Raw genomic sequence first — 20,251 nt, 5'->3', positions numbered from 1 at the left:
ATAGTAGACGTTTGATGACATTATTTTTGGAGGTGTACGTCATGGATTTTCTAAGTTCTCACCCGTCATACACAACACCTACGAGTGTACGCGGATTTATGATTTTTGAGGATATCAAAATACCTGAATCTCTGACACTCTACAGTAGTTTGGCTTCGAAATGGGGGAAAAAGGGATCTATTCAATTTATTCCGTCCTCTGAAGGCACTCATTGGATCGCCATTATTGGTCTGGGGAAAAAGAGTGATCAAAATTCAGATATTATCTGCCTATACCGCAACAAAACTGCCGAATTTGTAAGAAAAGGAACAGCTATGGGGGTTACTTCCTTTTCTCTTACACTGCCAGAAGACCCAACAGATGCGACAAGTAAAGCTGTAGCTGAAGGAGCCATTTTAGGAAACTATCGATTCACAAAATACCGTACGACCGATACCTCACCAGCCACACAGTGTGAGTCCTTTTTCCTTGAGAAAGGAAACCTCGAAGCCATGGAAAGGGGCCGTTATATCGCTTCTGCTCAAACATATTCCAGAGATTTGGCTAATGAGCCTGGGAACGTTATCACCCCTCTTACAATGGCAGACATCGCCAGAGAAATAGCGTCACAATATAATATGGATCTCACCATTCTTGACGAGCAGCAAATTCAGGACCAAGGCCTTCTTGCTCTCTGGCACGTTGGCAAGGGGTCTAAAACACCTCCGAGACTTGTACATCTTACATATCATCCTCAAGGAATAGAACCCCTTGGAAAGATAGCTATCGTGGGCAAAAGCGTCACTTTTGATAGTGGCGGTCTCTGTATAAAAACAAGAGCTGGCATTAAAACCATGAAATGTGATAAAACCGGTGCTTGTAACGTTTTAGGTATTATGAAAGCTCTTACTCCTCTTCAATGTCCTTATGAAGTACATGGCTTTTTCGGAGCTGTCGAGAACATGCCTGATGGGAACTCGTACAGACCTGATGATATTATCCGCGCATTCAACGGTAAAACAATTGAAATAAAAAATACCGATGCTGAAGGTCGAGTTACTCTTGCTGATATGCTTGCTTATGCATCGACATTCAAACCTCAGGCCATTATTGATATGGCAACTCTTACAGGTGCTGCTGTTACAGCTCTGGGAAACTATACTGCAGGGCTAGTCTGCGATTATGATGAACTAAGCGATGACCTGTTTCAGGTAGCTTCGACAACGGGTGAACGTTTCCACAGATTTTGCATGGACGATGAAAAACTTCGAGAACAAATCAATACTCCTTATGCTGATGTAGTAAACACAGGCGGGCCTGGTGGTGGCATGATTACAGCAGGAATGTTTTTAAAAGAGTTTGTTGATCCCACCATTCCATGGGCTCATCTTGATATAGCAGCAGTTGACTACTATGAAAAGGAATTCGATTGCTATGGACTCGGAGCATCTGCTTTTGCTACACGAACCTGCCTCGAATACCTTCTAAGAAATCATAAATAACATAAAAATGAAAAAGACGTCCGAAAATTAATTCGGACGTCTTTTTCAATGCTATTTTACTTCTTCCCTTTTAAGAAACGGTCAAACCACGCTGTCATCTCCTGAAGGCGGGCAAGACGCTGCCGAGGTTTGCCACTTCGGCTCAATTCATGATTTTCTCCCTTGAAAACACACATTTTACTCTCCACGCCATGACGCTTCAATGCAGAAAACATCTGAAGCCCCTGAGAAAGTTCACAGCGATGGTCCTCATCAGAATGGATGAAGAGCGTCGGAGTTTTAGCCTGGTTAGCATACTTCAAAGGAGAATGCCACCATAATTTATCAGCATCCGACCAAATATCAGCATCTTGCTGATCTGGAACAAAGTAATAACCTATATCCGATACGCCAGCTTTTGAAATCCAGTTACTGATACTCCGCTGAGAAACAGCAGCTTTAAAGAGATCGGTGTGTCCAATAATCCAGTTCGTCATAAATCCACCATAAGAACCACCTGTTACGCCAAGGCGATCTTTATCAATAAAGGAAATATTCTCTGTAATCCAATTGGTAAAGGTCATTAAATCTTCGTAATCTATTGTTCCATACTTGCCTCGTATATCATCAAACCCATTTCCTTTCCCGTCACTTCCTCTGGGATTGCAGAAAAAGACACCATAGCCCTGCGCAGCCCAATATTGCATTTCGTGAAAGAACACATCTCCATACGTCGTTTTTGGACCGCCATGTATATCTAAAATGGCAGGATACTTCTGCCCTTCCTCGAAATTTACAGGTTTCATATACCATCCGTCGATGGGATCGTCTGTTCCATTATCAACAAGCACATGGATAGGTTCAGAAAGATCGTATTCCTGTAAAAGCCAATCGTTAAAGTAGGTTACCTGCTCTTCTTTTCCATCTTTTACCAGATAAAGCTCTTGAAGTCCCAATCCTTTTAAGCCTATAACCGCAGCCTTATCTCCACATATACGATAATCATCAACCGAAAAAAGCTCGTGAGTCATTTGTTTTATCGAACCATCTGGACAAACAGTATGAAGATAAGATCTGAAGTTATCTGTAGAAACAAACCATGCGGTGTTTCCTTGGGCAAAAAAGGCAAGATTAAGATTTGTCGTTCCATACCGACAATCGCATCCTATGGAATTACGCAACCCTCTGTCTAGTTCGGGAGTAACACAAGATAGACCATCATTATTAAGCTTATAAAATTTAACGTTTTCATTGATTCCATGTTCTTTAAGGTAACTGCCAGTAACCCATATTTCACCATTGACATATGATGCCCAACGACAGGTAAACGTGTCGCCAGTTAAGAGCTCTTTCTTGCTATCCGATTGAAGATCAAATTCAAACAATGAATTATAACGTCCTTTGACGCAACGATATTGCGGCCCCCAAGCTAAAATTTTATTCCCGTTATCACCTACGCAAAAATTCTCAACGTCCATGTCTTGGGGAGAAAGTAACGTGGCCTTCTCTGTAGATAACCTATATAAATAAAGTCCATTTTTACGTTGGGCTGTAAAACCTTTCCCATTGGAACAAAATGGAATCTGTTCAAAAATCATATAATCCGCTTCATAGGGGTTTACATATTCTGGCTCGAAAGAAGCCATCATTAAGAGAAGATCATCGTTAAGGACAACAACGGAAGAGAGAGACATGGGGATACTTTTGAGGAAATGGGCTTCTCCGCCATCCAGAGGGAGGGAATAAAGATGGGTTTCTTTTTTCCCAGGCTCTTTCCTCTCACTGGCGAAGAGGAGAGACTGTCCATCTGGCTGCCATGCAAAAAATTTTTCTTTACCTGATGTGGTTAGTTGTTTAAGCTCTTTGCGAGGAATATTATAAATCCAAAGATTTGTGGCATAACGGTTCTCTTCTTGTAAAGCCTGATGAACCTTGAAGCAAATATGTTCTCCATTCGGTGAAAATATAGGAGTTGAAAGAAATTTATATTTCAGCAAATCCGTTAATTCTACTCTTTGTTTCATAGTGCCAAGAACTCCTTTCGTTCATTTCCATTTTCCATTCAACTGAAAGAGGGAGACCGGAAACGGTCTCCCTCTTTTAATTCAAAAACTATATGAATAGTTTATTTTGCAAGATATACTTGTGTAAGCTTCGTCATATAGTCTCCGAGGAAGTCAAGATGAATATCCTCTACGTTTGGCCCTGCAACAAGGCTGTTTGTGCTGTAGAAAAGGAAGAGCCATACAGCATCATCAACAACTTTCTGCTCGGCTTTTTTGTAAAGCTCGACACGTTTTTCATGATCAGTTTCCTGGCGTGCGGCAACAAGCCACTGATCTACTTCGCTGTTCTTATAACGGGAATAGTTTCCTTGAGGTCCGATATTTCCGGAATAGAACAATGTATAAAGGAAGTTATCGGGATCGACATAGTCTCCAGCCCATCCAGCTCTGAATAGACCGTAATCGCCACGTCGAACGGCATCGTAGTGAGCTCCCACTTCAGAAGAAGAAAGGTTCATCTTAATTCCCAATTCAGCAAGCTGGGCCTGAACTGCTTCACCAATAGCCTTATGACGTGGGTTGTTATTATAATGAAGTGTCACTTCAAAACCTTTGTCGTATCCTGCCTCTTTCAAAAGTTCTTTAGCTTTCTCTGGATTATACGTATAGCTGTTCATATCGGGGTTATATGCGGGCATACCAGGAGGCAGAACACCCTTTGCAACAGCATAACGTCCATTAAGAACTAATTCGTTGATGGCCTCTCTATTTATAGCGTAGTTCAAAGCCTGACGAACTTTAACATTATCAAAGGGAGCCTTAGTCTGGTTCATTCCATAATATTGAACGTTCAAGCCAGGAATTTCCTGGAACTTATCGCCAAACTCTTCTTTGATTTCGTTATAGTACTCATCAGGAATATCTGGTAATACGTCAATGTTACCTTTTTTAAACTCAAGGTAAGCTACGCTATTATCAGGGATAATAATCAGATCTACCCCATCAAGATAAGGAAGCTGCTTTCCATTAGCATCTTTTCTCCAATAGTCAGGATTCTTTTTAAAGGAAACCAAGCTATCGTGATCCCATTTTTCAAGAATAAAGGGACCTGTTCCCACAGGATGGAAGGTAAACTCTTTGCCCCATTTCTCAGCATCTTCTTTAGGAAGAACGCCGAAGTTAGGGTATGTCAAAACAGCAAGGAAAGGTGCAAAAGAAGACTTAAGAGTAAACTGAACGGTATATTTATCAAGAACCTTGATGCCACTCCATTCATCAACCTTACCATCGTTCAACTCTTCAAATCCGGCAATACTGCTTGCAAAGAAAACACGAGCCGCTTTCATTTTTACTAAACGTTCAAAGCTATATTTCACATCTTCGGCTGTCATTTCACGGCCACCATTGAGAGTGGGTTCGCCTAAAATTGCCTTATGGAAATGAACGCCCTTGCGCAGATGGAAGGTCCAAACTGATGCATCTTCATTGACTTCCCAGCTTTCAGCCAACAAAGGAAGAATCTTTTGACCATCAGCAGATGTTGTCACCAAAGTTTCCAGATACAAATTTGAGCCACGGGTTGCAACAGTAATATTAGAAAAAACAGGATCAAGAGACGGTGGATCGTTAATAAGACGCCATCTCAAAATACCACCGGTCTGAGGTTCAGCAAAAGCCCCAGATACTGCAAAGACACACACTAGCGCTGCAAGCAAAGCTATCCACATTTTTTTCTTCATTCAGTTCTTCCCTCCTACGAGATATAGAAAAGCCCATCGCACCTTGCTAAAAGTATATACATGATATAATCAATGCTTAGAATTATCAATCAGTGTATACAGAAAAGATGCATACTCTTTCAGAGAATGGCGAACATTTCCATCTCGACCTTTTGTAGTTTCTGCACAAATCATCGAGTTGAGAACGGCTTCTTCTGTCGCCTCCACAACTGCTCTAAAAGCTAAATTGATGTGATTTTCGTTGAATATTCCTATGGGACAAACAGGTGCTTTTTCATAATGAGCAAAACGATTAGATGTTGTAAAAGCAATAGCTATTTCACCACTACCGTTTCCGATATAAGCCCCCGTCCTGGTGATTCCCACTGAAGAGCGACGACAGAGCCGTTTTAACTGGCGTTCTGTCATAGGAATATCTGTTGCTATGACGACAATAATAGAACCTTGATCCTCTTGTGGCTGTTCTAAAGAAACTATACTTTTTCCTACTTTATGACCATCTACAACAAAGTCACCTTTTTCTCCGAAATTGGAAAGGACAAGAACACCAATCGTAAATGTCGAATTATCTATCTCTACAAGCCTGGATGCTGTTCCTATTCCACCCTTTAGCTGATAACAGGACATGCCGCGTCCCGCCCCTACAGAACCTTCTTCAAACTCCGTACCAACATTGGCAAGAGCTTGCAATACATGCTCCTCTCGAATATGGAGACCTCGTATATCGTTGAGAAACCCATCATTACATTCGCATACAACAGGGTTTACAGTTCCTGTTTCTTTACCAATATCAAGGTTTTCTTTGAGCATATAACGAACAAGCGCTTCTGTAGCCGTCCCCGTGCTTAATGTGTTTGTAAGAATAATGGGAGTTTCAAGTGTTCCCAACTCTTCAATCTGAATAAGGCCAACAGATTTCCCAAACCCATTAATAACGTGACATGCTGCAAAAAGTTTTTCCTGAAACATATTGCCCTCATGAGGTATTACAGCAGTAACCCCAGTTTTAATGTTTCCATCGTCTAAGGTGCAATGTCCAACCCTTACTCCGGCAACATCTGTAATGGCGTTAAGCACTCCCCTTTTCATACAACCAATGTGGATACCGTAATCGGCAATACGTTTCTGCGATTTCATTATTTTCTCCTCAGCTTTCTAGGCAAAATGACAAGCGACAAAATGCTTTTCTCCTATTTTACGCCACTCAGGAGCCTCCAGAGCACAAACATCTTGCGCAAGAGGGCAACGAGTGTGAAATCGACATCCTGTAGGAGGATTCAAGGGGCTGGGAATATCCCCCTTAATAACCTTATCTTCTATATCCTCCCCCGTAACACATGGTTTCGGAATACTTTTCAACAAAGCCTGCGTATATGGATGCTTCGGATTGTTGAAAATTTCTTCTTTCGAAGCGTATTCCATCAATCTTCCAAGATACATAACAGCAACATTATCGCTGATATGACGAATAACGGCCAGGTTATGCGAAATGAAAAGATATGTCAGACCACGTTTCTCCTGAAGAGTTTTAAACAAGTTAAGAATCTGAGCTTGTACAGAAACATCAAGAGCTGACGTTGGTTCGTCAAGAACAATGAAAGCCGGATTAGAAATAAGGGCACGTGCAACAGCTATACGCTGACGTTGTCCGCCTGAAAATTCATGAGGGTAACGCCCAAGATGTTCTGGTTTAAGCCCCACTTCCTGAAGGGTTTCAAGCACTCTATCTTCCATTTCATTATCATTTTTGACGAGACCATGAATTTTAAGAACTCTACCAATGGTATCTCGAATAATCATTCGGGGGTTTAAAGAAGCAAAAGGATTTTGAAATACCATCTGAGCATTCAATCGAAATTCTTTTAATTGAGTATCATCAAAAGAACGAATAGATTGACCTTTAAAAAGGATGTCACCGTCAGTTATGCTTAAAAGCTTAAGAGTCATCAGCCCTATCGTTGATTTTCCGCTTCCAGATTCGCCTACAAGACCAAGTGTTTTTCCTTCTTCAATAGAAAAGGATACTCCATCTACAGCTTTTACTTCACCCGTTATTTTCTTACGAAACATACCTCCCTCGACAGGGAAGTATTTTTTTAGATTATCGACCTTGAGAATAGACATGGCATGCAACCTCGTGTCCTTTTTCTACTTCAACCCGCTCTGGTCTTCGTTCAGAGCATTCCGGTCTGGCACACTCGCAACGAGCCTGGAACTTACATCCCTGAGGAAGCTCCATTAAATTAGGAAGAGAGCCTTTTATAACCTGTAGCCATTCCTGATCACGATCAAGTCGAGGGATGGCCCCAAGAAGCCCTTTTGTATAGGGGTGAAGAGGATTATTAAAAATATCCTGCACAGTTCCATACTCTATAATGCTGCCAGCATACATAACTGCAACTTTTTGCGCCATAGAAGCTATTACGCCCAAATCATGGGAAATAAGCAAAATGCTTGTTCCATAATCTTTCTGAAGCTTTTTTATAAGAGAAAGAATCTGAGCCTGAATAGACACATCAAGAGCCGTTGTCGGTTCGTCAGCTATCAATAGTTTGGGATGGGACGATAATGCCATAGAGATCATGACACGTTGTTTCATCCCTCCAGAAAACTGGTGTGGATAACGGTCAATGGATTTGTCGGGGTCTGGAATATTAACCTCGCTAAAAAGGCTCTTGACCTTATCCATAACTTTTGACAAAGATAAGGAGCGTTGATGAACTTGTATGGCTTCCTGAACTTGAAAACCTACTTTATAAACAGGGTTGAGACAACTCATGGGATCCTGAAAAATCATAGAGATCTCATTTCCTCGAATCTTTCTCATCTCGTTTGCAGAAAGATCAAGAAGATTACGATCTTCAAACATGATCTTTCCGCCCATAATTTTCCCTGGAGGTGTGGGAATAAGCCGCATAATACACGACGATGTAACAGACTTACCACACCCTGTCTCCCCCACAAGTCCAAGAATTTCCCCCTTCTTGATAGAAAAGGAAACATTCTCAAGAGCTTTTACAATTCCTCCCTCTGTATAAAACCACGTTGTAAGATCTTCTACACGCAGAAGTTCGTCATTAGTATTCATGACAATCACTCCTTCAGTCGTGGGTTAAGTGCATCCTGTAATCCATCGCCAAGGAAGTTAAATCCTAATACGACAAGCATAATGCATAACCCTGGAATAATAGCAACATGGGGGGCACTTCGAAGATAAATTCGTGCAGAACTTAACATCGTTCCCCACTCCGCTGTAGGAGGCTGTACTCCGAGTCCTAAAAATCCCAAACCAGCCGCCGTAAGAAGTACCGTCGCCATTCTCAAAGATGTTTGAACAATAATGGGAGATATAGCATTAGGAAGCACGTAATGCCATATAATTGAATTATCAGTTTCTCCTATGGCTCTGGCTGCTGTCACATAGTCGTTCTGTTTTACGCTAATGACAGAACCTCTTGTTATTCTTGCAAACTGAGGAACAGAATAAATTCCAATTGCAATGATAAGGTTGGTTAAGTTCGGCCCCAACATTGCAACAATAGCAAGGGCAAGAAGCATTCCTGGGAATGCAAGCATAATATCCATGAATCGCATAATGACTTCATCTATCCAGCCCCCAAAATAGCCCCCCACAGCTCCGAGAAAAACTCCAACGAAAAGAGCTATGACAACAGAGGTAAGCTGAATGATCAGAGAGGTTCTTGCTCCGTAAATAATACGGCTCAATATATCCCTCCCGAAATCATCGCACCCAAGCCAATGTTCCGATGACATAGGAGCCAGGCTCAGGCTTAAATCCTGCTCTGTCGGATCATAGGGTGCTAAAACAGGAGCAAATATGGCAGCCACAACATAAAGAGTAATAAGCAAAAATCCAAAAACTGCAATTTTATTTCGTCGTAACCGCCGCCAAATAAGCGCTATATGAGTTGTTGATTTTCGAGTTTTCTGATTAGCCATGATAACGAATCCTCGGATCAAGATAAGCGTATAAAATATCGACCATAAGATTGGCAAAAACAAAAATTGCCGCCACGATCAACAATGTTGTCTGAACGACGGGATAATCTCGGGCAAGAATCGACCCGACAAGAAGTCGTCCCACTCCGGGCCATGAAAAAACGCTCTCTGTAAGAACTGCTCCAGCAAGGTGCCCTCCAAACTGAAGTCCTATAACTGTTATTGTTGGAATCATAGCGTTTCGCAAAGCATGACGGACAATAACAATTTTCTCTAAAAGCCCCTTCGCTCGAGCTGTCGTAATATAATCCTGTCTCAAAACATCAAGCATACTTGAGCGAGTCATACGAGTTATGATTCCCATGGATGCCGTACCTAAGACGATGGCCGGGAGTACTAAATTCCTAATTCCCCCCATACCTCCAGAAGGAAGCCACATTAAATTCACCGCAAAGACAAGAATCATGAGAAGCCCCCACCAAAAAACCGGCATAGAAATTCCTAATAGAGCAAGAACTGTGGCTAAATAATCAAGCCATGAATACCTGTAGACCGCTGCCAGTACTCCGGCAATAACACCCAAAATAATAGAAATAGCCATTGCAGCTACAGAAAGGATCAGAGTATTTTTCAGGCGAGGTCCAATAATCTTATAAACAGGCTGTTCATATTTCAACGAAAGCATATCACCTGTAACCACACCTCTTAAAAACCTGAAATATTGAATGTGAAGGGGTTGGTTTAACCCAAAACGTTCTCTGATTAGCTCGATTTCTTGTTGGGAAGCTTCGACCCCGGCTAACATTTCTGCTGGATCGCCAGGAGCCAAATGTAAGATCATGAAGGCAATAATGGAGACTCCGAAAAGAACAGGAATAAGCATTATCAACCTTCTGGCAACAAAACGTCCCATACTACACCTCCATAACTCCGTAACAAATTACGTCATCATAGTTTCGTTACAACGATTCCAGTGTTGCCATTTCACTTTCCTAGATTTTTCTCAGGAACACCTCCTTTCCGAATCTAGAAATTATTAGATTTTTCTATTCTGCAAAAATGTTCGTACGTTCGGCGAATATGTTCTGCCATGGCTTGATGAGCTTCGTCAGGGCATCTATTCTGAATAGCCGAAATAACTCGGGCATGCTCTTTATTCGTATGATGTTCAGGATCACGAGGATGAGATTTCCTCTCGGCAAGAGAGCGATAATAGCGATAAAAACTACCGAGATAAAAGGTATAAAGTTGGGCTCTCCAATAAAGTTGTACTGCAAATCGTTGTAAGTATATATTTTTACTTAGAGTACTGATTGTGATATGGAATTTTTCGTTAAGTGTTGCAAAACGTTCTTTATCGTCTGTTTCGTAAAGAAGATGTTCTTGTCTGTTCATGTTCCAAAGTAAGGCAACATCCTCGTCTGAAGCATTAAGCGCTGCATAATACGCACACTTAGCCTCAACCATTTCACGCGTAGAATATACTTTGAACATATCTTCAGGGGTTAAAATAGGCACACTATAGCCTTTCTGTCCCTCACAATTTTCAAGAACACCCTCTGAGATAAGTCTACTTATAGCTTGACGAACTGGCGTTCTGCTTACTCCAAGTTCCCTGCAAAGTGCCGGTTCGTATACTCTCTCTCCAGGATGCAACTCCCTAGAGACCAATTTCGATATGACATATCGGAAAACAATTTCGTCGGCGCGTAGCTTCCCCTCCACTTGCTCTCCCCCTTTTGGATGGAGCAAATAATAAATGAATCTAAAAATGGGTCCATTTGTCTATCCATTTTTACATCTTGCGTTTATAATTGTCAATTAAAGCATCGTATTTTTACTATTGAGGTGATCTCCTGTGAAAATCTATGTAAGTGTAGATATGGAAGGCGCTACAGGTATAGTCAGTTCGCTCCACGTTCGGGCAGATGCACCAGTAGAATATGCCTTCGGATGTACAATGCAGCTTCATGACCTACAAGCAGTAATAGAAGGAGCTCTCGAAGGAGGGGCTACAGAAATTCTCGTGAACGATTCACATGCACGTATGATCAATGTGGATGTTTCGCAGCTTCCAGCAAACGTTCGCCTTATTTCAGGTACTCCTAAAGCTTTAGGAATGATAGAGGGAACAGATGGATGTGATGGAGTTTTCTTCGTAGGATACCATGCTATGGCAGGAACCCTTCATGCGGTTCTTGATCACACTGTATCTGGAAGCACTATTTTCAACGCAAAACTTAACGGAATGCCCGTAGGAGAAACAGGATTAAATGCTGCTGTATGTGCTGAAAAAAGCATTCCTGTAGCTCTTGTTACTGGAGATAAGGCCGTATGTCGAGAAGCCGAAAATCTCTTGGGGAAAGAAATTGTAACATGCGCAGTAAAAGAAGGACGCTCCAACAGCTGCGCCAAGCTTTTACCACCTTCAGCAACTTTTCCTCTTTTAAAAGACGCCGCCAAAAGGGCCGTTGAAACTCTTCGCGCTGGCAAAGCACCCATAATGAACATTACACATCCTTACTCTCTAGAACTTACTTTCAAACATACTCGCCAATGTGATGAAGTTTCGTACACTCCCGGAGTAACACGAATTGATGGACGAACAGTACGTATGGATGGAAACTCCATGGAAGAGATGCGCCGCTGGATGGGCATTGCCACATCCCTCGCTGCGTCTATCAAGCTTTAAACAAAAAAGCTACTTTTAAGCAGACAAGAAGGGGGGGAAGCAGCGCTAGGTATATTTATGCTTGTTTGTAATTTTCACCATTATCAAAATATGGAGGAGTGATTGTATATGGGTGTATCAGTAAAACGTTCTCTCATACTTGTTCTAACAGTTCTTCTCGTAGTCTTTTGTTTTGCAGGAATAGCAGCGGCATCCAGTAAGGATACACTCCTTATTGGTAAGGGCACCGAGGCTCTTGGCATGGATCCTCAAGATCTCACAGATACCCCTTCAGAAGAAGTGTGTCATAGTATCTACGAGGGACTTGTCTCTTTTGATGAAGAGATGAAAATTCAGCCTCGACTGGCTACCAGTTGGGATATCTCTGAAGATGGGAAAACATGGACATTCCACCTTAGAGAAGGTGTAACATTCCACAGTGGAACTCCCTTTAACGCAGAAGCTGTAAAGAAAAACTTTGATCGCATCCTTTCTGGGAAATACAAACGTTCTTCCCTCTACGCACCTATCGTAGATTCTGTGGAAGTAAAAGACGAATATACTGTAGTTTTCAACCTTAAAACATCTTTTGGTGCTTTCCTAAACATCCTTTCACATACTGCTGGACTTATTCTTGACCCCAAAGGTGTTGATGAAAACAGAGATTTCGTTCGTAACCCTTCTGGGACAGGTGCCTTTATGCTTGACGAATGGCTTCAGGGCGACTACATTGCTCTAAAAGCTTATGACAAGTACTGGGGTGGTAAACCCAAACTGAAAAAAGTAATCTTCAAGACAATTCCTGAAGACTCTGCCAGAGCCATGATGATGGAAACAGGAGAAATTGATGTTGCAGAGCAGGTTCCCCCACAGGATGTTGCCCGTTTAAAGGAAAGCAAGAAAATAGATATGCGCATAGGGCCTTCCGTTATGGTTCAGTTCCTTGCCTTAAACTGTCAGGATGAAATCTTGAAAGATGTTAAAGTTCGCCAGGCTATATTTATGGCCATTGACAGAGAGGCAATCTGCAAAAATATCATGATGGGATTTGCAACACCTGTAAACTCAATGGTAGCTCCTCTTGTTAACGGTTACTCAGAAGTAGAAGGACTCCCCTACAATCCCGAAAAAGCAAAAGCTCTTCTTGCCGAAGCTGGCTGGAAAGATAGCAACGGAGACGGGATTCTTGAAAAAGACGGGAAGACTCTTCACGTAAAACTTCTCACACATGGAAGAAACACTCCCGCACTGAAGATTCCAGAAGCAGTTCAAGCATATCTCTCCAAAATCGGTATGGATGCAAAAATGGCTGTTATGGACTGGGGTACATTCTTGGCTGAAACAAGAAAACCTGTTGAGGAAAATACAAGCCAGGTTATCTACTACGGTTGGTCACCATCGACAGGAGATGCTGACTGGGTATACAGACCACTTACTCTTTCTGATCAGTGGGTTCCTAACGGTGCAAACAGAACATTTTACGCCAATAAAGAAGTTGATGAGGCCGTTATGATGGGATTCTCTTCCGTAGACCAGGAAGTTCGCCGTCAGGCCTATGCCAGGGCGCAGACTATAATGAATGAAGAAGTTCCATGGGTACCCATTTATACCCGTTCAAACCTTACTGCTGTGAACAGAGGCGTTCATGATATCATGTTAATTCCTCTTGATTTTGTAAAAGTTACAAACACAACATACAAAGACTAATATCGACTCATAAAAGCACCTCTAAGGCCGTCGGCACATAGCGCGCTGACGGCCTTTTTCCGGAGAATGAAGGAGATGTAAACAATGGATATTGCTCAACATCTTGAATTTTTGGCTGAGCAACAAGCTGTGTGTGGTGCAGAAAACTTTTGTGCAGACACACTTATAGGTTTAATTCCAGAAAAATACAAGAAATACGCAAGAAAAGATCAATTAGAATCTCTCATTATTAAAATCCCAGGAAAAGACTCTTCAAGACAACTTATGATTCTCACACATTACGATGAACCGGGAATCGTAATAACAGGACATGAAAAAGGCTTTCTAGCTTTTAGAACAGTTGGGGGCCTCGAGGCTTCTGACGTAGCTGCTCAAGAAGTTATAATCAGCGATGGTTCTCATACGCTTTTTGGAGTAATTGGAACCCGTCCTCCTCATATTTTAAAAGCTGAGGAACGTAAAGCTCCTCTATCAGAGGAAAATTTAAGAATAGACTTGGGGCTGACATTTAGAGACTCCATACCCGAATGGATAGTACCAGGAACAACAGCAGTTGTTAGACGAAAAGCCACCTCGCTGGCACAAGGGAAAATATGTGGTCGAGCTCTCTCTGATCGCTGGGGAGCTTCTCTCCTTCTTTCCTTACTCGAAAATATTCCTCATCTTGAAAGCGATCTCAACATCGTCTTCGCTGCGCAACATTACAATGCTTTTAAAGGAGCAGTTGCTGCTGCTATAGCCGAAAAACCTCATATTGCCCTTGTTTTAGATTCAACAACCGCCCAAAGCAAGGAAACACCCCATTCCCCCATCTCCTTGGCAAATGGGCCCGTCTCATACTCAGGACCGGCAGCACATCCATTCGTAACAAATGCTTTGCGCACACATGCAAAAGAAAAAAATATGCAACTTCAACTACGAGCTTCTGGTGAACGTCGTTTTTCAGATATATGGGCGCTACAAACAGCGGCAGGTGGAATTCCATCAGCTCTTATCGAGTTGCCAGTAACATATAGAGCAAGTAGTACAGAAATCATCTCCACCAATGACCTCAATAATGCTTTTGCTTTGATATCAGAGAGCCTTCCTCTGCTTGATTCCATGACAAAGGAGGAGACTTTATATGCTTAAAACTCTTACAAACCTGATAGGAGTCTGTGGTGATGAAAAAGATGTTAGAGAATTCATCAAACAATCTCTCTCCGGAAAAGTCGATCAGATGGATGTCGATCCCCTCGGAAGCCTTATTACATATCAAAACGGAAATACTCAGCATCCCAAGGTAATGATAGTGGCCCATATGGACGAAGTCGGTTTTATAGTTACAGCAATAAGAAAAGATGGAACAATCTCTTTCACTCCATCTGGTGGAGTTCATGAACAAGTCCTCTCATCTAAAACGGTAAAGATCGGCCCGAATCGCATTCCTGGAATCGTCAGGATGGAAGATTCTTTTGAAAATTCATATATCGATATAGGAACAACGACTGCCGACGAAACCTCTCAGCTTGTTGCAGTAGGAGATTACATTGCTTTTGATACGCAGTATGGGCCTTTATACGGTACATCAGTAAAGGCAAAAGCCCTAGATGATAGAGCTGGATGTTGCGTTTTAGCCTCAGTTTTACAAAAAAAATGGGATTTACCCCTATATGGCGTTTTTTCTTCTCAGGAAGAAGTCGGGGAACGGGGAGCTCTTTCAGCTTCATATAGAGTTAAACCTCAAATTGGCATTGTTCTTGAAGGAACCGTTTGCTCAGACCTTCCTACAGTTGAACCATATAGACACTCTACGACGCTTGGAAATGGCCCCGCAATTTCCATTGCCGATAACACAAGCTGTTTTGATGTACAACTCAGTGAAAAACTTTGTTCCCTCGCCGAAGAAAACGGTATTCCATGGCAAAGACGTCGAATAATGGGTGGAGGAAACGACGGTGGAGTTGTTCACATTGCAGGAGAGGGAGCCCGGTGTGCAACTGTCTCTGTTCCGTGTCGCTACATACACTCTTCTGTCAGTGTTGCCAATTTAGAGGACCTTCGTCATACGATCGCCCTTATTGCAACTTTCTTAGAATATGTAGAGAAAGGAGGGCTCGACTAATGGAACTTCTTCGTACCCTTGTGGAATCTTTTGCTCCCACAGCATTTGAAAAAAATGTGTCTAGTATTATTGAACAAAGACTGAAATCATTATTATCATCAGATATGAGTATAACGAGAGATCCTTTAGGGAATGTTACTGTGGGCTATGAAAGAAACAAATCTGTTATGATCTTAGTTTCTCTGGATCAGTGCAGCTTTGTTGTAGTTGGACACGACGAAAAATCTCGTATTTACTATTCTCCTATGGGCCCCCTTCCTCTAGTTACGCTATCAGGAAGTACCGTTTGTTTTACCAACGGATCAACTGGGATAATAAATGATGACCAAATCTCAATAACTATTGATAATAATGCCACATTACCACAACCTGGAGATCGAGGCATTCTCACAGGTCCTTTCTCTATTGAAAGAGATTCAATCACTGCTCCCGCTCTGGAAGGGCGTATTGCTTCGTGGACATTGCTCTCCCTTCTGGAGAAGAAAGATATGCTATCACTCCTTCGAAAAAGCTACTTTTGTTTCAGCACTCATGGGATAGTGGGCGGACGGGGTTGTCACGTTTTAGCTCAAACACTTGTCCCTCGCATAGCAATAGGGCTTCACATTGAACCTGTTATAGATTCTTCCATACAGGTAGGGAAAGGTCCTGTTCTGAGATGCCGGGATAATGCTGTTATTTCAAGCTCTCATTTAAGCAAAGAACTGAGGGATATTGCAGAGGATCACAGTATACCACTTCAAATATCGGCGATATCACCAGATACCGCTCCTATAGCAGGTATTCACACGTCTGGAACTGATTGCGCCGTTTTATCCCTAGCTATACCATTGGAAAAAGCTTATACATCCAAAGCCAAGTGTTCATTAAAAGACTGTAATAATGCAGCAAAACTTCTACAAAAAATGATCGAAACTCTTTGATTTCATCATCGTAAGACCCGGGCAGAAAGACGCTACTCTTCAGCAATATTTTTATTTCTGTCCGGGGCATTTTTCCAAAGCCACTCTTCCGCCTCTTCTTTATTTTCAATCTCACCTTTGGCAGCAGCTTGCCTAAGTCCTGTCTTTAAAAAACCAATCAAAGGTCCTTCTTCTATAGCAAGCATTTTCTTTAAATCTTCTCCGTTGGGAAGAAAATCTACACATTTCAATCTTAAAATTGTACGGTAATAAAGAAGCATATTTTCACGCCACGAATCGGTAGACTCACCCGATGCCATGAGTGATGCAAAAGAGAGATCAAAAAGCTTATTTACCACGCTATCTCCTAAAGCATCGAACATAGAAACGGCTCTATCGTCAGATAGTGGTTCTAAAAAAAACGGCAGATTTTTAATTAATGTAACAATTTCCCCCCTGAGAAAAGAAGGCCACGACCAATCAACAAGCAACTCGTTAATAAAACCAGAATCTACATGCTGAAAGAAAGCAGCAGTTTGAACAGCCATATCTTTGCGTGAATTTTGAGCTGCCTGCAGAGAGAGAAAGGAGTGCAGAAGGCTATCCCCCTCATAGGAACTCGTACTTTCAACACGTTGTCCTGAAAGTTTTTGTAAAAAAGGGAAAAATGGCATCATAAGGTTATGGCTTCTTACAAAACGGAAAAAGAGAAGAGCGTCTCCTTCAAAAGCCTTTAAAACCTCATGTCCAATACGTTCAGATGAAACATGGGGTATATGAGAAGAAAAATTTTTTACAGCTCGAGCGGAATCCTCGTCTATTCTTAAATCAAGGGCAGAAGCAAATCGGCACAAACGAAGAGCTCGTATGGGGTCATCTTTCAGGCGATGAATAGGATTGCCGTTAAAACGCAAGATTCCTCTTCTTAAATCTGAAAAACCATCGAAGGGATCATAAATCTTTCCTTTACTATCTAGTGCCATAGCATTAACAGTAAAATCGCGTCGAGCAAGGTCTTCTTCAAGAGGTTTATTGTATAGAGGGAACACATCGAAAACTTCACCATCAAAAAAAACGACAAACGTTTTTTTACTATCTTTGCCTATCTCCGGCGCTTTAGGGAAAAAACTTTTTATTTCTTTCCCACTACACCCAACAGCAACATCTACATCAGAAAGTGAACGGCCTACCAAAGAATCACGAACAGCACCGCCTACAATCCACGCACGTACACCTTCCTCTTCAAAAAAACGAATAAGACTTAGGGCACTATGTAAAGACACCTTAATCCCCCCTTCCATTTATTATTGTATAATAATATGAAATAGGAAGAAAAGAAAATCAAATCGAAAGTAGGTGATAATAAATGAAGAAAAAGCCGTCCCTTCTGGGACAATTCATTATTCTATTCACGGTTATTATTTTGGCTCTTTCTCTCGTTATTGTCATCGATAAATATACCCATCCTGGCAGGGAATGGAGTGATACCCTTCTTATTCGTATGATGGTAGAACGCCACAAATAAAGCAATTATAAGGACGCGAGAATTCCTCCATCAACGTATATAATCTGTCCGTTAACAAAATTAGAAGCGGGAGAGGCCAAAAAAAGCAAACTTCCAATTAAATCAGAAGGTTTACCCCATCGACGGGCTGGGGTCCTCTTCTTAAGCCATGCATCAAAATTCATGTCTTCCGACAAAGGTTGAGTCATTTCTGTAAGAATATATCCTGGCCCAATACCATTCACTTGTATGTCATAAGAAGCCCACTCTGTCGCCATAGCCTTGGTCAACATTTTAAGACCGCCCTTTGCTGCTGCATAAGCCCCTGTAGAAACTCGTCCTACTTCACTCATCAAAGAGCAAATATTGATAATTTTGCCCCCTTCATTTTGGGCCATAAGAGACGCCACTTCTTTCCCAACAAGAAAAGCACTCGTCAGATTAGTCTGAATAACACTTTGCCACATTGCTTCTGGCATAGAAAGTAAAGGCTCTCTTTTCATTATTCCCGCATTATTAACGAGTATATCTATAGAACCGTACTCCTCTTTAATTCCATGTATAGCCTGTGTAACGCTTTTTGAATCACAAATATCGAAAGCTTTTCCACTTGCTTGATACCCTTCTCGACAAAAATCTCGACATACTCTGTCTACAGAATCTTGAGAACGACCATTAATAAAAACTAACGCTCCCGCTTGAGCCAGTCCCTCCGCCAAAGATCTTCCAATTCCACGAGTCGAGCCTGTTACCAGGGCTCTTTTCCCTTTTATATCGAAAAAAGACTGGACCAATTTCTTTCCTCCTCAATTTAATAAAAAATATCGGGTCTTTTTATTCTACTCCAAAATAAAAAGACCCGATATCTCGATTTTACTATTTGTGGCTTACAAGATATTTCCAGGCCACACCTGCGTACGTTGCCACACCTTTCCAAAGAACTTCATCATCAACGTTGAAATGAGGCGAATGATGAGGATTATCTGTTCCTTTATCCGGATTGCCTATTCCTACAAAACAGAAGCCACCAGGAATTTTTTCCTGATAAAAAGCGAAGTCTTCTCCTCCCATAATCAATGGACTTTCTTCCACATTATCAGCACCAAATATATCTTCAGCTACATCTTTTGCTATCAATTCCACTTCTTCATCATTGATAGTAGTAGGAATCATCTTCTGATATTCAAAATCAGCAGTACATCTTGTCATTGTGCAAAGGCCATCAACGATTCTCTGCATTCTATCTGGCAAACTATTCCGTACTTCTGGATTAAAAGTTCGAATAGTGCCATTGATTCCCACTTTATCCGGAATAATATTGAAAGCGCTTCCTGCTTGCAGCTTCCCAATACTCATTACAACTGTATCCTGAGGATCTATTTCACGACTGATAATCGTTTGAAGATTGAAGACAAAGTTAGCAGCAGCTATTGTAGGATCAACAGAATATTGCGGGGCTGAACCATGCCCCCCCTTGCCCTGAATTTTAAGCTCAAAACCATCAGCAGAGGCCATAAAAGGACCAATCTTATATTGGATTTTCCCAGAAGGAACAGACGCCCATACATGCTGACCATAAATAGCATCTACGCCTTCAAGAGCTCCCTCTTTAATCATTATATTCGCTCCAGCTTTTATGCCGTGCTCTTCCGCAGGCTGAAAAAGAAGACGAACATGACCTGGCAATTCATCTTTCATCGACATTAATACTTTTGCAGCCCCAAGCAAAAGAGCATTATGAGCATCATGACCACATGCATGCATAACACCTTCATTTTGTGACTTATAAGAAACGTCATTTTCCTCAACGATGGGGAGAGCGTCTATGTCACCACGTAATGCAATGCACGGCCCATCAACATCTTTATTGATGTCTGCAATTACTCCCGAAGAAGTTCCTCCAAAACCTACTCGCAAATCTTCTTCCTTAAAACCATAACTCTTCAACGTTTCTACTATTTTTTGAGTCGTCTGGACTTCTTTCCATGAAAGTTCCGGATGGGCATGAAAATGATGTCTTAAAGCCACAACGTCAGATTCCGCTTCTCGTGCAAGTTTCTTAATGCCTTCCATATCCATATAAAGACCTCCTTGTGTATCGTGACATTTTTTATAAAAACCTTCACTCTAGCGCCTGCAAAAAACAGGAAAGCTTGGCTTCCCATCACTCATCATGTTTTGCACACTTAACCAATGAA

The 20,251-nt window shown here is 41.7% G+C and carries 18 protein-coding genes; 7 read left to right on the top strand and 11 right to left on the bottom strand.

The features are described from left to right. Positions 1-41: 41 nt before the first annotated feature. A complete protein-coding gene (locus tag RBH88_RS01275) occupies positions 42-1,481 on the top strand; it encodes a M17 family metallopeptidase (RefSeq protein ID WP_213691042.1) in 1,440 nt (479 codons plus the stop codon). Between the two features lie 56 nt (positions 1,482-1,537). On the opposite strand, the gene RBH88_RS01270 is transcribed toward RBH88_RS01275, so the two are convergent. From RBH88_RS01270 to RBH88_RS01235, 8 genes are all read right to left on the bottom strand, one after another. Continuing rightward, the gene (locus RBH88_RS01270; protein WP_307879792.1) at positions 1,538-3,484 is read right to left on the bottom strand and encodes a S9 family peptidase; all 1,947 of its coding nucleotides are present in this window, start codon (positions 3,482-3,484) and stop codon (positions 1,538-1,540) included. 101 nt (positions 3,485-3,585) lie between these two features. Further along, a complete protein-coding gene (locus RBH88_RS01265) occupies positions 3,586-5,205 on the bottom strand; it encodes an ABC transporter substrate-binding protein (protein WP_213691040.1) in 1,620 nt (539 codons plus the stop codon). A 69-nt stretch (positions 5,206-5,274) separates the two neighbouring features. Continuing rightward, on the bottom strand, positions 5,275-6,342 hold the full coding sequence (locus RBH88_RS01260) for a P1 family peptidase (protein WP_307879791.1): 1,068 nt from the start codon (positions 6,340-6,342) through the stop codon (positions 5,275-5,277). Positions 6,343-6,360: 18 nt separating this feature from the next. Then, positions 6,361-7,338, bottom strand: a complete 978-nt coding sequence (locus tag RBH88_RS01255; RefSeq protein WP_374047591.1) for an ABC transporter ATP-binding protein — start codon at positions 7,336-7,338, stop codon at positions 6,361-6,363. Beyond that, on the bottom strand, positions 7,307-8,293 hold the full coding sequence (locus tag RBH88_RS01250; protein ID WP_213691037.1) for an ABC transporter ATP-binding protein: 987 nt from the start codon (positions 8,291-8,293) through the stop codon (positions 7,307-7,309). The genes RBH88_RS01255 and RBH88_RS01250 overlap by 32 nt, the downstream gene beginning before the upstream one ends. A gap of 5 nt (positions 8,294-8,298) precedes the next feature. Continuing rightward, positions 8,299-9,165 carry a nickel/cobalt ABC transporter permease gene (gene opp1C / locus RBH88_RS01245; protein ID WP_213691036.1) on the bottom strand — a complete coding sequence of 289 codons (867 nt, stop codon included), beginning with the start codon at positions 9,163-9,165 and terminating at the stop codon, positions 8,299-8,301. Continuing rightward, positions 9,158-10,078, bottom strand: a complete 921-nt coding sequence (locus tag RBH88_RS01240) for an ABC transporter permease (protein ID WP_213691035.1) — start codon at positions 10,076-10,078, stop codon at positions 9,158-9,160. Before RBH88_RS01240 ends, opp1C begins: the two co-directional genes overlap by 8 nt. A 113-nt stretch (positions 10,079-10,191) precedes the next feature. Next, complete coding sequence (locus RBH88_RS01235) at positions 10,192-10,890, bottom strand: GntR family transcriptional regulator (protein ID WP_213691034.1); 699 nt, start codon at positions 10,888-10,890, stop codon at positions 10,192-10,194. A 133-nt stretch (positions 10,891-11,023) separates the two neighbouring features. On the opposite strand from RBH88_RS01235, the gene RBH88_RS01230 reads away from it, so the two are divergent. The 5 genes from RBH88_RS01230 to RBH88_RS01210 all read left to right on the top strand — a co-directional run bounded on the left by RBH88_RS01230 (position 11,024) and on the right by RBH88_RS01210 (position 16,570). Next, positions 11,024-11,857, top strand: coding sequence for a M55 family metallopeptidase (locus RBH88_RS01230; RefSeq protein WP_213691033.1), 834 nt, complete (start codon positions 11,024-11,026; stop codon positions 11,855-11,857). 108 nt (positions 11,858-11,965) lie between these two features. Next, complete coding sequence (locus tag RBH88_RS01225; protein WP_213691032.1) at positions 11,966-13,543, top strand: glutathione ABC transporter substrate-binding protein; 1,578 nt, start codon at positions 11,966-11,968, stop codon at positions 13,541-13,543. A gap of 84 nt (positions 13,544-13,627) precedes the next feature. After that, positions 13,628-14,674 (top strand): hypothetical protein, encoded by a 1,047-nt coding sequence (locus RBH88_RS01220; RefSeq protein ID WP_213695420.1) that lies wholly within the window; start codon positions 13,628-13,630, stop codon positions 14,672-14,674. Further along, positions 14,667-15,647 (top strand): M42 family metallopeptidase, encoded by a 981-nt coding sequence (locus tag RBH88_RS01215; protein ID WP_213695419.1) that lies wholly within the window; start codon positions 14,667-14,669, stop codon positions 15,645-15,647. Before RBH88_RS01220 ends, RBH88_RS01215 begins: the two co-directional genes overlap by 8 nt. After that, entirely contained in the window at positions 15,647-16,570 is a 924-nt protein-coding gene (locus RBH88_RS01210; RefSeq protein WP_213691029.1) for a hypothetical protein, read from the top strand. Before RBH88_RS01215 ends, RBH88_RS01210 begins: the two co-directional genes overlap by 1 nt. A gap of 32 nt (positions 16,571-16,602) precedes the next feature. On the opposite strand, the gene RBH88_RS01205 is transcribed toward RBH88_RS01210, so the two are convergent. Beyond that, complete coding sequence (locus RBH88_RS01205) at positions 16,603-17,832, bottom strand: hypothetical protein (RefSeq protein ID WP_213691028.1); 1,230 nt, start codon at positions 17,830-17,832, stop codon at positions 16,603-16,605. 83 nt (positions 17,833-17,915) lie between these two features. Between RBH88_RS01205 and RBH88_RS01200 the strand changes: the two genes are divergently transcribed. Further along, complete coding sequence (locus RBH88_RS01200; RefSeq protein ID WP_213699292.1) at positions 17,916-18,074, top strand: hypothetical protein; 159 nt, start codon at positions 17,916-17,918, stop codon at positions 18,072-18,074. Between the two features lie 5 nt (positions 18,075-18,079). Here the strand turns inward: RBH88_RS01200 and RBH88_RS01195 are convergent, their stop codons facing one another. Both RBH88_RS01195 and RBH88_RS01190 read right to left on the bottom strand, forming a co-directional pair. Then, positions 18,080-18,847, bottom strand: coding sequence for an SDR family oxidoreductase (locus RBH88_RS01195; RefSeq protein ID WP_213691026.1), 768 nt, complete (start codon positions 18,845-18,847; stop codon positions 18,080-18,082). Positions 18,848-18,929: 82 nt separating this feature from the next. Continuing rightward, the gene (locus RBH88_RS01190; protein WP_213691025.1) at positions 18,930-20,132 is read right to left on the bottom strand and encodes a M20 family metallopeptidase; all 1,203 of its coding nucleotides are present in this window, start codon (positions 20,130-20,132) and stop codon (positions 18,930-18,932) included. Positions 20,133-20,251: the final 119 nt, after the last annotated feature.

The organism is Aminobacterium sp. MB27-C1 (genome assembly GCF_030908405.1).
In the GTDB taxonomy this organism is placed as follows: domain Bacteria; phylum Synergistota; class Synergistia; order Synergistales; family Aminobacteriaceae; genus Aminobacterium.
This window is presented reverse-complemented; position numbering and strand designations above follow the sequence as displayed.

Bases quoted from the DNA above. Each gene is read 5' to 3' on its own strand.
- RBH88_RS01190 (WP_213691025.1), bottom strand. From the start codon at position 20,132: ATGGATATGGAAGGCATTAAGAAACTTGCACGAGAAGCGGAATCTGAC.
- opp1C (WP_213691036.1), bottom strand. From the start codon at position 9,165: ATGGCTAATCAGAAAACTCGAAAATCAACAACTCATATAGCGCTTATT.
- RBH88_RS01225 (WP_213691032.1), top strand. From the start codon at position 11,966: ATGGGTGTATCAGTAAAACGTTCTCTCATACTTGTTCTAACAGTTCTT.
- RBH88_RS01265 (WP_213691040.1), bottom strand. From the start codon at position 5,205: ATGAAGAAAAAAATGTGGATAGCTTTGCTTGCAGCGCTAGTGTGTGTC.
- RBH88_RS01200 (WP_213699292.1), top strand. From the start codon at position 17,916: ATGAAGAAAAAGCCGTCCCTTCTGGGACAATTCATTATTCTATTCACG.
- RBH88_RS01270 (WP_307879792.1), bottom strand. From the start codon at position 3,484: ATGAAACAAAGAGTAGAATTAACGGATTTGCTGAAATATAAATTTCTT.
- RBH88_RS01220 (WP_213695420.1), top strand. From the start codon at position 13,628: ATGGATATTGCTCAACATCTTGAATTTTTGGCTGAGCAACAAGCTGTG.
- RBH88_RS01240 (WP_213691035.1), bottom strand. From the start codon at position 10,078: ATGGGACGTTTTGTTGCCAGAAGGTTGATAATGCTTATTCCTGTTCTT.
- RBH88_RS01215 (WP_213695419.1), top strand. From the start codon at position 14,667: ATGCTTAAAACTCTTACAAACCTGATAGGAGTCTGTGGTGATGAAAAA.
- RBH88_RS01260 (WP_307879791.1), bottom strand. From the start codon at position 6,342: ATGAAATCGCAGAAACGTATTGCCGATTACGGTATCCACATTGGTTGT.
- RBH88_RS01210 (WP_213691029.1), top strand. From the start codon at position 15,647: ATGGAACTTCTTCGTACCCTTGTGGAATCTTTTGCTCCCACAGCATTT.
- RBH88_RS01250 (WP_213691037.1), bottom strand. From the start codon at position 8,293: ATGAATACTAATGACGAACTTCTGCGTGTAGAAGATCTTACAACGTGG.
- RBH88_RS01275 (WP_213691042.1), top strand. From the start codon at position 42: ATGGATTTTCTAAGTTCTCACCCGTCATACACAACACCTACGAGTGTA.